The 14,104-nt window shown below is 70.6% G+C and carries 11 protein-coding genes and 1 pseudogene; all 12 read right to left on the bottom strand.

Annotated features, from left to right (window positions below):
* Nucleotides 1-19: 19 nt before the first annotated feature.
* The 12 genes and pseudogenes from AB0J33_RS02570 to mqnC all read right to left on the bottom strand — a co-directional run bounded on the left by AB0J33_RS02570 (nucleotide 20) and on the right by mqnC (nucleotide 14,030).
* A complete protein-coding gene (locus tag AB0J33_RS02570) occupies nucleotides 20-2,527 on the bottom strand; it encodes an NADH-quinone oxidoreductase subunit G (RefSeq protein ID WP_363609065.1) in 2,508 nt (835 codons plus the stop codon).
* Nucleotides 2,527-3,843, bottom strand: a complete 1,317-nt coding sequence (gene nuoF / locus AB0J33_RS02565) for an NADH-quinone oxidoreductase subunit NuoF (protein ID WP_363609063.1) — start codon at nucleotides 3,841-3,843, stop codon at nucleotides 2,527-2,529. Before nuoF ends, AB0J33_RS02570 begins: the two co-directional genes overlap by 1 nt.
* On the bottom strand, nucleotides 3,840-4,970 hold the full coding sequence (gene nuoE / locus AB0J33_RS02560; protein ID WP_363609061.1) for an NADH-quinone oxidoreductase subunit NuoE: 1,131 nt from the start codon (nucleotides 4,968-4,970) through the stop codon (nucleotides 3,840-3,842). The genes nuoF and nuoE overlap by 4 nt, the downstream gene beginning before the upstream one ends.
* A 52-nt stretch (nucleotides 4,971-5,022) precedes the next feature.
* A complete protein-coding gene (locus tag AB0J33_RS02555; protein ID WP_363609059.1) occupies nucleotides 5,023-6,351 on the bottom strand; it encodes an NADH-quinone oxidoreductase subunit D in 1,329 nt (442 codons plus the stop codon).
* A complete protein-coding gene (locus AB0J33_RS02550) occupies nucleotides 6,348-7,085 on the bottom strand; it encodes an NADH-quinone oxidoreductase subunit C (protein WP_363609057.1) in 738 nt (245 codons plus the stop codon). Before AB0J33_RS02550 ends, AB0J33_RS02555 begins: the two co-directional genes overlap by 4 nt.
* Nucleotides 7,082-7,759, bottom strand: coding sequence for an NADH-quinone oxidoreductase subunit B (locus AB0J33_RS02545; RefSeq protein WP_145785918.1), 678 nt, complete (start codon nucleotides 7,757-7,759; stop codon nucleotides 7,082-7,084). The genes AB0J33_RS02550 and AB0J33_RS02545 overlap by 4 nt, the downstream gene beginning before the upstream one ends.
* Before the next feature lie 14 nt (nucleotides 7,760-7,773).
* Nucleotides 7,774-8,139: an NADH-quinone oxidoreductase subunit A gene (locus AB0J33_RS02540; protein WP_007454588.1), complete on the bottom strand. Its 366-nt coding sequence runs from the start codon at nucleotides 8,137-8,139 to the stop codon at nucleotides 7,774-7,776.
* Between the two features lie 135 nt (nucleotides 8,140-8,274).
* Complete coding sequence (locus tag AB0J33_RS02535; protein WP_363609054.1) at nucleotides 8,275-9,552, bottom strand: geranylgeranyl reductase family protein; 1,278 nt, start codon at nucleotides 9,550-9,552, stop codon at nucleotides 8,275-8,277.
* Nucleotides 9,553-9,691: 139 nt separating this feature from the next.
* Complete coding sequence (locus AB0J33_RS02530) at nucleotides 9,692-9,916, bottom strand: hypothetical protein (RefSeq protein WP_363609052.1); 225 nt, start codon at nucleotides 9,914-9,916, stop codon at nucleotides 9,692-9,694.
* 87 nt (nucleotides 9,917-10,003) lie between these two features.
* Nucleotides 10,004-10,714 (bottom strand): demethylmenaquinone methyltransferase, encoded by a 711-nt coding sequence (locus tag AB0J33_RS02525; protein WP_363609050.1) that lies wholly within the window; start codon nucleotides 10,712-10,714, stop codon nucleotides 10,004-10,006.
* A gap of 666 nt (nucleotides 10,715-11,380) precedes the next feature.
* A pseudogene (locus AB0J33_RS02520) lies at nucleotides 11,381-12,466 on the bottom strand (cell wall anchor protein); the annotation flags it as partial.
* A 373-nt stretch (nucleotides 12,467-12,839) separates the two neighbouring features.
* Nucleotides 12,840-14,030 (bottom strand): cyclic dehypoxanthinyl futalosine synthase, encoded by a 1,191-nt coding sequence (gene mqnC, locus AB0J33_RS02515; protein ID WP_363609048.1) that lies wholly within the window; start codon nucleotides 14,028-14,030, stop codon nucleotides 12,840-12,842.
* Between the last annotated feature and the right edge of the window lie 74 nt (nucleotides 14,031-14,104).

The raw sequence follows: 14,104 nt of genomic DNA, 5'->3' as shown, positions 1-14,104 counted from the left end.
TCGTTCGCGACTGCGGAACTCACTGGTTACCCCCGGAGTTGAGGAGCGGACCCGGGAGACCGGTCTCGTCGGCCGCCACGCGCCCGGCCGGAATGGCCGTGCTCGGTGCGGGAACGGAGATCCGGACGACCGCGCCGGACGTCGCCCCGAGGCTGCGCCGCACGGTCGATCCGGGTGAGTTGGTCGGCAGCCAGACCACACCGTCCGGCATCTCGGTGAGTTCGGCCGGCAGGGTCAGCGCCCCCCGGTCGGTGCCGACCGTGACGGCGTCACCGTCGGCGACACCGAGCGCCTCGGCGGTGCCCTTGCCCAGCCGGACCACCGGCGGACGGGCGGTCCCGGCAAGGTTCTCGTCGCCCTCGGTCAGGGTGCCGAGGTCCACCAGCTGGTGCCAGGTGGCCAGCACGGCCTCCCCGGCGCCCGGCTCCGGCACCCGCCCCGGCGCGACCGACGGCGCGGCCGGCCGAGACATCCGCGTCGCCGGCAGCGAGCCCAGCTCACGACGCACGCTCAACACGTCGGCCGTGCCGAGACGCACGTCGAGCAGGGCGGCCAGCGCGTCGAGCACCCGGCCGTCGGTCATCGCGGAGGTGTTCAGCACCGCCTCGAACGGACGCAGCCGACCCTCCCAGTCCAGGAAGCTGCCGGCCTTCTCGACCACCGGGGCGACCGGCAGCACCACGTTCGCCCGCCGGGTCACCGCGCTGGCGCGCAGCTCCAGGCTGACCAGGAACGGCACCGCGTCCAGGGCGGACTCGGCCAGTCGCGGGTCGGCCAGGTCCGCCGGGTCGACACCGCCGACGACCAACGCGCCGAGCTGCCCGTTGGCGGCGGCGGCCAGGATGCCGTCGGTGTCCCGACCGGCCTGGCTCGGGATCACCCCGGCCGGAATGTCCCACGCCTCACCCAGCTCGGCCCGCGCGGCCGGCTCGGTGACCAGACGTCCGCCGGGGAGCAGGTTGGGCAGGCAACCCGCGTCGACCGCGCCGCGGTCACCCGCGCGCCGCGGCACCCAGGCCAGCTTCGCGCCGGTCCGCCGGGCCACGTCGGCCGCGGCGGAGAGCCCGCCCGGCACGGTGGCCAACCGCTCGCCGACGATCAGGATCGCGCCCGGCACGCTCAGCGCCTCGCTGACCGTGGCGTGCTCGGCGAGCACGCTGGCCTCCTCGCCCGGCACCACCCGGGCCAGCTTGGCACCGAGCTTCTCCAGGCCGCGGGTGGCGAAGGGCGCCAGCGCGTACACCGTCAGGGTCTTCTTCAGGTACGCCTTGCGCAGCCGCAGGAAGAGGATCGGGCACTCCTCCTCCGGCTCCAGGCCGACCAGCACCACCGCCGGCGCGTTCTCCACGTCGGTGTAGGTGACGTCGGTGACCCCGGCGACCGAGCTGGCCAGGAAGTCGGCCTCCTCACGGGAGACCGGCCGGGCCCGGAAGTCGATGTCGTTGGTGTTCAACGCGACCCGGGCGAACTTGGCGTAGGCGTACGCGTCCTCGACGGTCAGCCGACCGCCGGTGAGCACCGCCGTGCCCTGCCCGCTCTCCCGCGCCGTGTGCAGCCCCTCGGCGGCCACGGTGAGCGCCTCACTCCAGGACGCCTCGCGCAGCTCACCGGTGTGCTCGTCGCGGACCAGCGGAGTGGTCAGCCGGTCGCCGGCCCGGGTGTACTGGAAGCCCCACCGACCCTTGTCGCAGTTCCACTCCTCGTTCACCGCCGGCTCGTCGCCGGCCAGCCGGCGCAGCACCTTGCCGCGCCGCCAGTCGGTGCGCTGCCCGCAGCCGGCCGAGCAGTGCTCGCAGACGCTCGGGCTGGAGACCAGGTCGAACGGGCGGGCCCGGAAGCGGTACTGGGCACCGGTCAACGCGCCCACCGGGCAGATCTGCACGGTGTTGCCGGAGAAGTAGGAGTTGAACGGTACGTCCCCGGCGTCGCCCTGCTCGCCGTACGCGTCGTCCCGGTAGATGTTGATCTCCTCGGCGGACGACCGGCCCATCAGGTCGATAAACTTGTCGCCGGCGATCTCCTCCGAGAAGCGGGTGCACCGCTGGCAGAGCACGCACCGCTCACGGTCCAGCAGCACCTGGCTGCTGATCGCCATCGGCTTCTCGTACTCCCGCTTGTGCTCGTGGAAGCGCGAGTCGGTGCGGCCGGTGGACATCGCCTGGTTCTGGAGCGGGCACTCACCGCCCTTGTCGCACATCGGGCAGTCCAGCGGGTGGTTGAGCAGCAGCAGCTCCATCACCCCCTCCTGCGCCTTCTTGGCCACCGGTGAGGTGATCTGGGTACGCACGACCATGCCGTCGGCGACGGTCTGGGTGCAGGAGGCAACCGGCTTGCGCTGCCCCTCCACCTCGACGAGGCACTGCCGGCAGGCGCCGGCCGGGGCCAGCAGCGGGTGGTCGCAGAACCGGGGGATCTCGGTGCCCATCTGCTCGGCGACCCGGATCAGCAGCGTCCCCTTGGGGGCGGTGACCTCGACGCCGTCGATGGTGAGGGTGACGGTTTCGGTCTGCTTGGCTACGTCGGTCATCAGTGCGCCCCTACCAGGGTCTTCTCCGACAGCTTGGGTGCGGTCCGACCCTCGATGTAGTCGAGGTAGTCCTGCTTGAAGTACTTCAGCGAGGAGGTCACCGAGCTGGTCGCGCCGTCACCGAGACCACAGAACGAGCGGCCGAGGATGTTGTCGCAGGTGTCCAGCAAAGTGTCCAGGTCCTCGTGGGTGCCCTGACCGGCGAGGATCCGCCGGTAGACCCGCACCATCCAGTAGTTGCCCTCGCGACACGGGGTGCACTTGCCGCACGACTCGTGGTGGTAGAACTCCAGCCACCGGTACGTCGCGTAGACCGGGCAGTCCTGGTCGGAGAAGATCTGCGTGGCCGTGGTGCCGAGGATCGAGCCGGCCGCCGCCACCCCCTCGAAGTCCAGAGGCACGTCCAGGTGCTCGGCGGCGAGCAGCGGGGTGGACGAACCGCCCGGGGTCCAGAACCGCAGGTTGTGACCGGGCTGCATGCCACCGGCCAGCTCCAGCAGCTCGCGCAGCGTGACACCCATCGAGCACTCGTACTGGCCCGGGTTGGCGACCCGGCCGGAGAGCGAGTAGATCATCGGCCCGGAGGACTTCTCGGTGCCCATGCTCTTCCACCAGTCGGCCCCACCGAGCACGATCGGCGGCACGCTGGCGATGGTGCCGACGTTGTTCACCACCGTCGGGCTGGCGTACAGGCCGTGGGTGGCCGGGAACGGCGGGCGGAGCCGGGGCTGGCCCCGGAACCCCTCCAGCGAGTCGAGCAGCGCCGTCTCCTCGCCGCAGATGTACGCCCCGGCACCGGAGTGCACCACCAGCTCCAGGTCGTAGCCACTGCGCAGGATGTTGCGGCCCAGGTAACCCTTGTCGTACGCCTCCTGGACCGCGTTGCGCAGCCGACGTGCGGCGTGCACCGCCTCGCCCCGGATGTAGATGTAGGCGCGGCTGGCCCGGATCGCGTACGACGCGATGATGACGCCCTCGACCAGCGCGTGCGGGTCGTGGGTCATCAGCGGCAGGTCCTTGCAGGTGCCCGGCTCGCCCTCGTCGGCGTTGACCACCAGGTAGTGCGGCTTGCCGTCGCCCTGCGGGATGAAGCCCCACTTCAGCCCGGTGGGGAAGCCGGCGCCGCCTCGGCCCCGCAGCCCGGAATCCTTGATCAGCTGGATCAGGTCGTCCGGGTGGGCCTTGAGCGCCTTGCGCAGCGCGGCGTAACCGTCCAGCTGCTCGTACGTGTCGATCCGCCAGGCGTCCGGCGACAGCCAGCGCTTGGTCAGCACCGGCGTCAGCTTGGCCAGCGTCTCCGGGCGGGGAGTGGTCACTTCTGGACCCCCGTTTCGTTCGCGTCCGCCGGCCCGGCGCCGTCGGCGTCCGTCCCAGCCTTCGCTTCGGTGAGGTTGCGCTCCTGCGCTCCGGCCTCGTCGCCGGCGGGCTTGCCGTCGCCGGCCGGCGCGTTGGCCGCCACGCCGGCAGCCTCGGCCGACCGGGCATCGCCAGCCGCGGGCGCGGTGCCGGTGGCGTCCGCCGGGACCTTCGTGCCCGGGGCGTCCGGCGCCGCCGTGCCCGCGTCCGGCTGCCGGGTCTCGGCGGTACGCACCTGCGGCGACTTGTCGTCCGGTGCCTTCACGTCCGGTGCGGTGCTGCCGGTGGGGGCGGACGCGCCGTCGCCGCCCTTGACCGGGGCTGCGCTGGCCTCGGCGGGCGCCGGCTTGGCGGCCTCCGCCTTCGCCTTCGCCTCGGCGGCGGCCTTGTCCGCCTCCGCCTTGCTGCGGATCGGGGTGTTCGGGTCGAAGCCCGGCACCGAGACGCCGTGCTGCTGGGCCAGCCGCAGGCCCCGCAGGGTCGGCTCGCCCGGCCCGCCGTCGGCGACCGCCTCGTCGCGCTCGTCGGCGAAACCGGCGAGCTGCACCGCCATCTCCTTGAGGGTGCAGAGCCGAGCGCCCCGGGTCGGCATCGGTCGCCCACCCGCCCGCAGCTCGTCGACCACACCGATGGCGGTGGACGCGTCCACGCCGTCGAAGAAGTCGTAGTTGACGGTCATCACCGGGCCGTAGTCGCACGCCGCGAGGCACTCGGCGTGCTCCAGCGTGATCGTCCCGTCGGCGGTGGTCTCGTCGTGCCCGACGCCCAGGTGCTCGGAGAGGGTGTCGTAGACCTCCTGGCCACCGAGCACGTTGCACATCGTGTTGGTGCAGACGCTGACCAGGAAGTCACCGGTCGGCTTGCGCTTGTACATCGTGTAGAAGGTGGCCACCGCGCCGACCTGGGCCTTGTTCAGCCCCAGCACCTCGGCGCAGAACGCGACCCCGGCCGGGGAGACGTACCCCTCCTCGGCCTGCACCAGGTGCAGCAGCGGCAGCAACGCCGAGCGGGACCGGTCCGCCGGGTAACGGGCGATGATCTCGCGCGCCCGTTCCCGGGTCTCGTCAGTGAAAACAACAACACTCATCAGAGCCGCCTTCCGTTCGCGACTGCGGGGCTCGCAAGCTCACTCCTCGCGCTCACCGGTCACAACCCCCCATGACCGGGTCCAACGAGGCACCGCCGGCGATCACGTCGGCGATCAGGCCGCCCTCGGCCATCGCCGGGAGGGCCTGGAGGTTGACGAAGCTCGGCTCCCGGTAGTGCACCCGGTACGGCCGGGTGCCACCGTCGGAGACCGCGTGCACGCCCAGCTCGCCGCGGGGCGCCTCGATGGCGACGTACACCTGGCCGGGCGGAACCCGGAAGCCCTCGGTCACCAGCTTGAAGTGGTGGATCAGCGACTCCATCGACTGACCCATGATCTTCGCGACGTGCTCCAGCGAGTTGCCCATGCCGTCCACGCCGATGGCCAGCTGCGCCGGCCAGGCGATCTTGCGGTCGGCGACCATCACCGGGCCGGGCCGGAGCCGGTCCAGCGCCTGCTCGACAAGCTTCAGCGACTCCCGGATCTCGGCGAGCCGGACCTGGTAGCGCCCCCACACGTCACCGTCGGGGTGGGTCGGCACGTCGAACTCGTACGTCTCGTAGCCGCAGTACGGCATGGTCTTGCGCAGATCCCAGGCGAGACCGGCGGAGCGCAGCACCGGACCGGTGATGCCCAGCGCCACGCAGCCGGTCACGTCCAGCACCGCGACGTTCTTCGTCCGCTCGGTCCAGATCGGCTGACCGGAGAGGAGGTCCTCGTACTCCTTGAGCTTCTTCGGCATCATCTTGAGGAACTCACGGATCTTGACGACCGCGTCGTCCGGCACGTCCTGAGCCACACCGCCCGGCCGCACGTACGCGTGGTTCATCCGCAGACCGGTGATGGTCTCGAAGATGTCGAGGATGTACTCCCGCTCGCGGAAGCCGTACAGCATGATCGAGATCGCGCCCAGCTCCATGCCGGTGGTGGCCAGCCAGACCAGGTGCGAGGAGATCCGGTTGAGCTCCATCATCAGCACGCGGATCGTGGTGGCCCGCTCGGTGATGTCGTCGGTGATGCCGAGCAGCTTCTCGACGGCGAGGGCGTACGCCGTCTCGTTGAAGATCGGGGCGAGGTAGTCCATCCGGGTCACGAACGTCGAACCCTGGACCCAGTTGCGGTATTCGAGGTTCTTCTCGATGCCGGTGTGCAGGTAGCCGACGACCGAGCGGGCCTCGCGGACCGTCTCGCCCTCCAGCTCCAGGATCAGCCGCAGCACCCCGTGCGTGGACGGGTGCTGCGGCCCCATGTTGACCACGATGCGCTCGTCGTTGATCGGGTCGGTGCCCGAGACGATCGTGTCCCAGTCCCCGCCGGTGACGGTGAAGACCCGTCCCTCGTCGGTCTCGCGCTCGCTGGCGTAGTTCGACGTAGCGCTCACTGGTACGACCTCCGCTCGTTCGGCGGCTGGATCTCCGCGCCCTTGTACTCGACGGGGACACCGCCGAGCGGGTAGTCCTTGCGCTGCGGGTGGCCCTCCCAGTCGTCCGGCATGAGGATCCGGGTCAGGCTGGGGTGACCGTCGAAGACGATGCCGAACATGTCGTACGCCTCCCGCTCCTGCCAGTCCGCGGTCGGGTAGACGGCGGTCACGCTGGGCAGGTGCGGCGCCTCGACGGAGACCGCGGCCTCCAGCCGGACCCGGCGGCGGTACGTCATCGAGGTGAGCAGATAGATCACGTGCAGCCGGCGTTCGTCGGCGCCCAGGTAGTCCGCCCCGGACACCGAGGAACACAGCTCGAACCGCAGCGCCAGGTCGTCCCGCATCACCTGGCAGACCTCGGCGATCCGCTCCGGGCGGACGTGCAGGGTCAGCTCACCCCGGTCGACCACGACCTTCTCGATCGCGTCGCCGAAGGCCGGGTACGCCTCCTCCAACGCGTCGCGGACCTCGTCGAAGTAGCCGCCGTACGGCCGGGACGCCTCTTCGACGGGGTGACGCTGGCGGACCAGGCCGCCGTAGCCGGACACGTCGCCGGTGCCGTGGTTGCCGAACATCCCGCGACCGGCCGGGCTGGCCGGTGGGAGCTCGGCGGGGGCGCCGCTGGAGGCGCCGACCGGCACCACCGGCAGCGGTACGCCGCCGTCGTTCTGCTTGTCCGTGGGTGACGTCATTTCGGGCCTACCTGCGGGTGGAGGTGGTTCTGGGCGTTCATCCAGTTCTCGATCCGCAGCTGCTCCTCGCGGCCCTCGCGGACCGCCCGGGTCCACTCGGCCCGCCGGGCCTTGTCGTTGCGGTACGAGGAGGGCATGGAGCCGTAGGGCACGACGGGAACGTCGCCGCGCTCCTGGCGGGCAGCCAGCATCTTGCGACCGTTCGGACCGAGCGGCTCATACATGATCTTCTCGCGGAGCTTGAGGATCGCGTCGATGAGCATCTCCGGCCGGGGCGGGCAGCCGGGCAGGTACATGTCGACCGGCACCACGTGGTCGACGCCCTGCACGATCGCGTAGTTGTTGAACATGCCGCCGCTGCTGGCGCAGACGCCCATCGAGAGCACCCAGCGCGGCTCGGCCATCTGGTCGTAGATCTGGCGCAGCACCGGGGCCATCTTCTGACTCACCCGGCCGGCCACGATCATCAGGTCGGCCTGCCGGGGCGACGCCCGGAAGACCTCCATGCCCCAGCGGCCCATGTCGTAGTGCGGACCACCGGCGGCCATCATCTCGATGGCGCAGCAGGCCAGGCCGAAGGTCGCGCCCCACACGGACGACTTCCGGGACCAGTTGACCAGCTTCTCCACCGAGGTGAGCAGGACGCCGGCCGGAAGCTTCTCCTCGATGCCCATCTGACGTTCCTTCCTCAGTCCCAGTCCAGGCCGCCGCGCCGCCACACGTAGGCGTACGCAACGAAGACCGCGACGATGAACAGGACCATCTCCACGAAGCCGAAGATCGGCAGAGCGTCGAACGAGACCGCCCAGGGGTAGAGGAAGATGATCTCGATGTCGAAGACGATGAAGAGCATCGCCGTCAGGTAGAACTTGATCGGGAACCGCCCGCCGCCGACCGGCTGCGGGCTGGGCTCGATGCCGCACTCGTAAGCCTCGAGTTTGGCCTTGTTGTATCGACGGGGACCGGCGAAGCGGGCGGCGCCGACGGAAAACAGCGAGAACGCCGCGGCGAGGGCGAACAGCCCGATGATCGGTGCGTAAGGCGAGAGCGACATCGTTTTCTCCTGCTCGTCCTTCCCTGCCCTCGGTGCTTGACGAAAATCACACTATTCACGTCCCTCGCAGTGGCAGTCGGCGGGGGTCGATCTTTGTCGGCATCGGGGCCGTGACCAGCACCGATGCCGTCCTACTTATACGGCTGGGGCAGCCTTCGTCATCGCGTTGATGACCCGATCCATCGCGTCTCCACCGCGCGGGTCGGTCAGGTTGGCCAACAGCTTGAGTACGAAACGCATCAGCGTCGGGTGCGGCATGCCGTGTTTGGTGGCGATCCGCATGATCTCGGGGCGGCCGATCAGTTTCACGAAGATGCCGCCCAACCGGTAGTAGCCGCCGAGCCGGGCCTTCAGCTCGTTCGGGTACGCCATGAGCGCCCGCTCCCGCTCCGGACCGGCCGGCCGGGCGAGGGCCTGGACGGCTACCTCGGCGGCCAGTTCGCCGGACTCCATCGCGTACGCGATGCCCTCGCCGTTGAACGGGTTGACCATGCCGCCCGAGTCGCCGACCAGCAGCACGCCGCGCGTGTAGTGGGGCACCCGGTTGAAACCCATCGGCAGCGCGGCACCGAGGATCGGGCCGTCGGCGTTGGTCTCGTCGGTCATCCCCCAGTCAACCGGCGTGTTGGCGAGCCAGTCGGTGAGCAGCCGTCGGTAGTTGGTCTTGCCGAACGCGGAGGACGAGTTGAGCACGCCGAGGCCGACGTTGACCCGTCCGTCACCGAGACCGAAGATCCAGCCGTAGCCGGGCAGCAGGTTGTCGCCGCTGTCCTTGCTGCGCAGCTCCAGCCAGGACTCCAGGTAGTTGTCGTCGTGCTTGGCCGGCGAGCGGTAGTAGCGGCGCACGGCCACCCCGATCGGCCGGTCCTCCCGCTTGGCCAGCCCGAGCGCGAGCGGGAACCGACCGGAGACGCCGTCCGCCGCGACGACCAGCGGGGCGTGGAAGGTGGTGGGCTCCTTGCCCGGCCCGACCTCCGCCTCGACGCCGGTGACCCGGCCATCGCCGTCGAGCACCGGGCCCAGCACGTTGACGTTGGTCCGCAGCTTGGCACCGGCGGCCACCGCCCGCTGGGCGAGCAGGTCGTCGAAGTCCAGTCGGGTGCGCACCAGACCGTAGTTGGGGAAACTGGCCAGCTCCGGCCAGTCCAGTTCGAGGCGTACGCCGCCGCCGATGACCCGCAGGCCGCGGTTGTGCAGCCAGCCCGCCTCGGGCGAGGTGTCGACCCCCATCCGGACGAGCTGGCGTACCGCGCGCGGGGTCAACCCGTCGCCGCAGACCTTCTCCCGGGGGAACTCGGTCTTCTCCAACAACAGCACCCGTACGCCGTGCCGGGCCAGGTGGTACGCAGTCGCTGATCCACCGGGACCGGCGCCCACGACGATGACGTCGGCGTCGTGTTCCACCGCGGTCATTCGGGCCTCCTCCCGCACGCTCGTGAAATGCTTCACAAGCCAGACGGGACGAGTGTATGACCGGCGTCATACCAGCGCAGGATCAGGGGTACCTAACTCGCCGATGTGACAGCCCACCACCGTCCACAGCGGTCAGGTGTCAGGTCGAGCTGGCGGCGTCCAGGCCCGCGTCGACCCGGATCGTCTCCGGCAGATGCTCGCGGAGCGCCCCGCCCGCCGCCCGGTCCAGTGCCGCCAACACCTCGGCGACCACCTGCCGGACCTCCACCGGGTCGGCACCGGCCAACTCGCGCAACTGGGCGATGAGTTCGGCCGCGTCGTCGTCGGTGGCGGCCACCGGGTCCGCCGGCTCTGCTCCGGTCATGCAAGCGAGCCTACGGGGCAAAGTGGACTAAAAGCCGATATTCACGAAACCTGAATAATGTCCGTACTGGTGGGCGCTAGCCGTCCGCTACTCGCGGATCCCCCGGTGCAGCGCGACCACGCCACCGGTCAGGTTGCGCCACGCTACCCGACCCCACCCGGCGGCGGCCACCCGGCCGGCCAGCGCGGACTGCTCCGGCCAGGCCCGGACCGACTCGGCGAGATAGACGTACGCCTCGGGGTTGCTGGACACCGTGCGGGCCACCACCGGCAGCGACCGCATCAGGTACGACAGGTAGACGGTCCGGAAGACCGGGTTGACCGGGGTGCTGAACTCGCAGACCACCAGCCGGCCACCCGGCCGGGTCACCCGGGCCAACTCGCGCAGCGCCGCGTCGGTGTCGTTGACGTTGCGCAGCGCGAAGGAGATGGTCACCGCGTCGAAGCTGGCGTCGGCGAACGGCAGCCGCAGCGCGTCTCCCGCCAGCAGCGGCACCTCGGGCCGGGACCGCTTGCCCGCGTACAGCATGCCCAGCGACAGGTCCACCCCGACCGCGTACGCCCCGGACTGGGCCAACTCACGCGTCGAGACGCCGGTGCCCGCGCCCACGTCCAGCACCCGCTCGCCCGGCCGCAGCCCGAGCGCGGCCCGGGTGGCCCGACGCCAGAGGCGGTCCTGACCGAGCGAGATCACGGTGTTGGTCAGGTCGTAACGCTCCGCCACGCCGTCGAACATCGCGGCGACCTCGTGCGGCTGCTTGTCCAGGCTGGCTCGCTGGCCCTGCGGGGAACGGCTCACCCCTTCACTCTGCCAGCCGTCCGCCAACCGGCGCTCGCTGGGTGGTGCGGCACCCGCCCGGGTACGCGAAGGGGGCGGGGTGGTCGCCCACCCCGCCCCCGCGCATCGGGCCGGTCAACGGTGTCAGTCGGTCGACTTCTCGTCGGCCGGAGAGACCAGGACGACCTTGCGCCGGCGGGAGAGCACCAGCAGCGCCCCACCCACGAGCAGGATGATCACGCCGATGCCGCCGATCAGACCGACCTGCACACCGGTCACCGGCAGGCCGCCACCACCCGAGCCGCCACCACCGGGGCCGCCACCGGCACCCGGCGAGACGGACGGTGCCGGCGGCGTCGTCGTACCGCTCGGTGCCGGCGTCGGGGTGGCCGTCGCGGTCGTCGTGGGCGTGACCGTCGGCGTCGCCGTGATCGTCGGCGTCGGAGTCGCTGTGGGCGTCGCCGTCGCGGTCGGCGTGACCGTCGGCGTCGGCGTGGGCGTCTCCGTCGGAGTGACCGTCGGCGTCGGGGTCGGCGTCCCGGTCGGAGTAACCGTCGGCGTCGGCGTCGGCGTCTCCGTCGGAGTGACCGTCGGCGTCGGGGTCGGCGTCTCCGTCGGAGTAACCGTCGGCGTCGGCGTCGGCGTCTCCGTCGGAGTGACCGTCGGCGTCGGCGTGGGCGTCTCCGTCGGAGTGACCGTCGGCGTCGGCGTCGGCGTCCCGGTCGGAGTAACCGTCGGCGTCGGCGTCGGCGTCTCCGTCGGAGTGACCGTCGGCGTCGGGGTCGGCTCCACGGTCAGGTCGACGAAGACGTCGAAGATCGCCTGGTTGTCACCCTCGTCGACCTCGGTGAAGGTCTTCCGCTGCGCGCCGCTGGCCCGCGCGGACTGCTTCTCGGGCTTGCCGGCGGCCGCGTCCAGACCGTGCGCCACCAGTTCGCCGACCCGCAGCACCGGCTCGGTGACGTCCTTGCCGACGGTCACCTTGATGTCCGCCGTGTAGTAGTCGCCGGGCCGGATCACCGCGCCGTCGTCCTGACAGAGCGCCTGGGCGACGCCGAAGGTCTGCGCGGTGCAGGTGTCCGGCAGGGTGTCGAAGGTGACGCCCGGCGGGAGGGTGAGCACGTACGCGAGGCCGGTGGCCTTGCGGCTACCGTCGTTGTAGACCGCCCAGTCGACCGGCACCGTCTCGCCGGGCCGCACCGGCCGAAGGTCGGGATCGTCGCCGCTGACGCCGTTCACCACGACGTTCGCGTTGACGTCCTGCACCCAACTGGTCAGGTCGTAGCCGGGCTCGGTGACGGTGATGTCGTGCTCGACCTTGTTGTCGTCCTTGTTGGGGTCCTCGGTGGCGGAGCGGATGGTCACCACCAGGGTGCCGGCGGCGCCCTTACCCCCGGTCGAGAAGATCGGGATGCCGAAGTCCTCACTGGTGCCGGCGGGCAGGTCACCGAGGGGGCAGGTGAACTTCTTGCCGTTCACCCGGCAGCCGTCGGGCACCACCACCCGGACCTTGTTCGTCTTCAGTTTGCTGGTGTCCACGGTGTAGCTGACACCCTTGGCGTCTTCCTCGCTGCGGGTGTTGTCGACCGAGAACTTGAACGGCTTGCTCTTGGCCTCCGTGACACCCTTCGCGAGGTTGTAGCTGAGCGGCACCAGGGCCAGGTCGGCCTGGTCGGCCGCCAGCACTGGGGCGGCAACGGCGGCGATGCCACCGGCCGCGAGCAGCGCCACGACACTGGCGCGTACCAGCGTCGAGCGGTGGAACGCTGTCATCAGTCCCCCGGGGGTAGGGAAGAAAGAATGGTTGCGGAACGAGCGGACGTTATCGGAGGCCGATCTTCCACGCCAGCACGCGGACCCGTTTTCATCCGTCCGGCCCCAGCTGGGCAGACGGTACGGGCGGGATGGTCACCCATCCCGCCCGTACCGCCGTGCGTTATATGAACGACCCGCAGCGGGCCGATGGAGGACAGCCCCGTCCGTCGACGGTGGTGACGGATATGAGCCGGGACGCTAGCCGCCGACGATCATCTCCACCACCCCCGCACCGACAGCCTGACGCTGCGGCGGCCGGGACCACCCGTACCGCCGAGGTGGGCCGGCGGGAGCATGAGCGTCGGTCAGCCGAACGGCCGGGCGTCCACCGTCAGCTGACGTCGACCAGCGGCAGGGATCGGCCCGCGCCGCCGCCGGGCAGCGCGATCGAGGAGAAGTGCGAGACCACCCGCTCGTCGGTCGGGTCGTCGGCCGGGGTGTGGTGCACGGCGAGCCGGTTGTAGAGGGTGTCCCGCTGCGCGGGGATCCGGTCCGCCGAGCGGATCATGCCGATCAGCTCGTGCAGGTTGGAGCGGTGCCGGGCACCCGCGGAGGAGATGACGTTCTCCTCCAGCATGATCGAGCCGAGGTCGTCGACGCCCATGTGCAGCGCGAGCTGCCCGACGTCCTTGCCGGTCGTCAGCCAGGACGCCTGTAGGTGCGGCACGGTCTCGAAGAAGAGCCGGGCCACCGCGACCAACCGCAGGTACTCCAGCGTGGTCGCCTGGGTGCGGCCCTTCAGGTGGTTGTTCTCCGGCTGGTACGTCCACGGGATGAAGGACCGGAAACCGCGGGTGCGGTCCTGCACGTCCCGGATCATGCGCAGGTGCTCGATCCGCTCGGCGTGCGTCTCGCCGGTGCCCATCATCATCGTGGCGGTCGACTCGATGCCCTGCCGGTGGGCCAGCTCCATGACCTCCAGCCAGCGCTCGCCCGACTCCTTGAGCGGCGCGATGGCCCTACGGGGGCGTTCCGGCAGCATCTCCGCGCCGGCACCGGCGATCGAGTCCAGGCCGGCGGTCTTGATCCGGGCGATGGCCTCGTCCAGGCTCACCCCGGAGACCTTGGCCATGTGCAGGATCTCGCTCGGGCCGATCGAGTGGATGACCAACTGCGGGTACGCCTGCTTGACCGAGGAGAACAACTCCTCGTAGTACTCCACGCCGTAGTCCGGGTGGTGCCCGCCCTGGAGCATCACCTGGGTGGCGCCCAACTCGACCGCCTCGCCGCACCGGCGCAGGATCTCCTCGGTCGGGTGGGTCCACCCTTCCTTGTGCTTGGGCGCCCGGTAGAACGCGCAGAACTTGCACGCCGTCACGCAGACGTTCGTGTAGTTGATGTTGCGATCGATCAGGTAGGTGACGACGTTGTCCGGGTAGCGCCGCCGGCGCACCGAATCCGCCGCCTCGCCGAGCGCGTGGAAGGGCGCCTCGGTGTAGAGCAGCAGCGCCTCCTCGGGCGTGATCCGCCCACCGTCCGCGCCGCGCTGCAGGATGTCGTCGATCTCCCGGCTCACCGTCACACCCCGAGCCTACGCCGGCTACCCGCCCCTGCCCGGAGGGGTGCTCAGGGCTGTGACCCGCTGCGCACACCCTC

It is taken from the genome of Micromonospora sp. NPDC049645 (assembly GCF_040675155.1).
Classification (GTDB): Bacteria; Actinomycetota; Actinomycetes; order Mycobacteriales; family Micromonosporaceae; genus Micromonospora.
The sequence above is the reverse complement of the archived record's forward strand: the minus strand, read 5'-3'. Positions and strand labels throughout refer to the sequence as shown.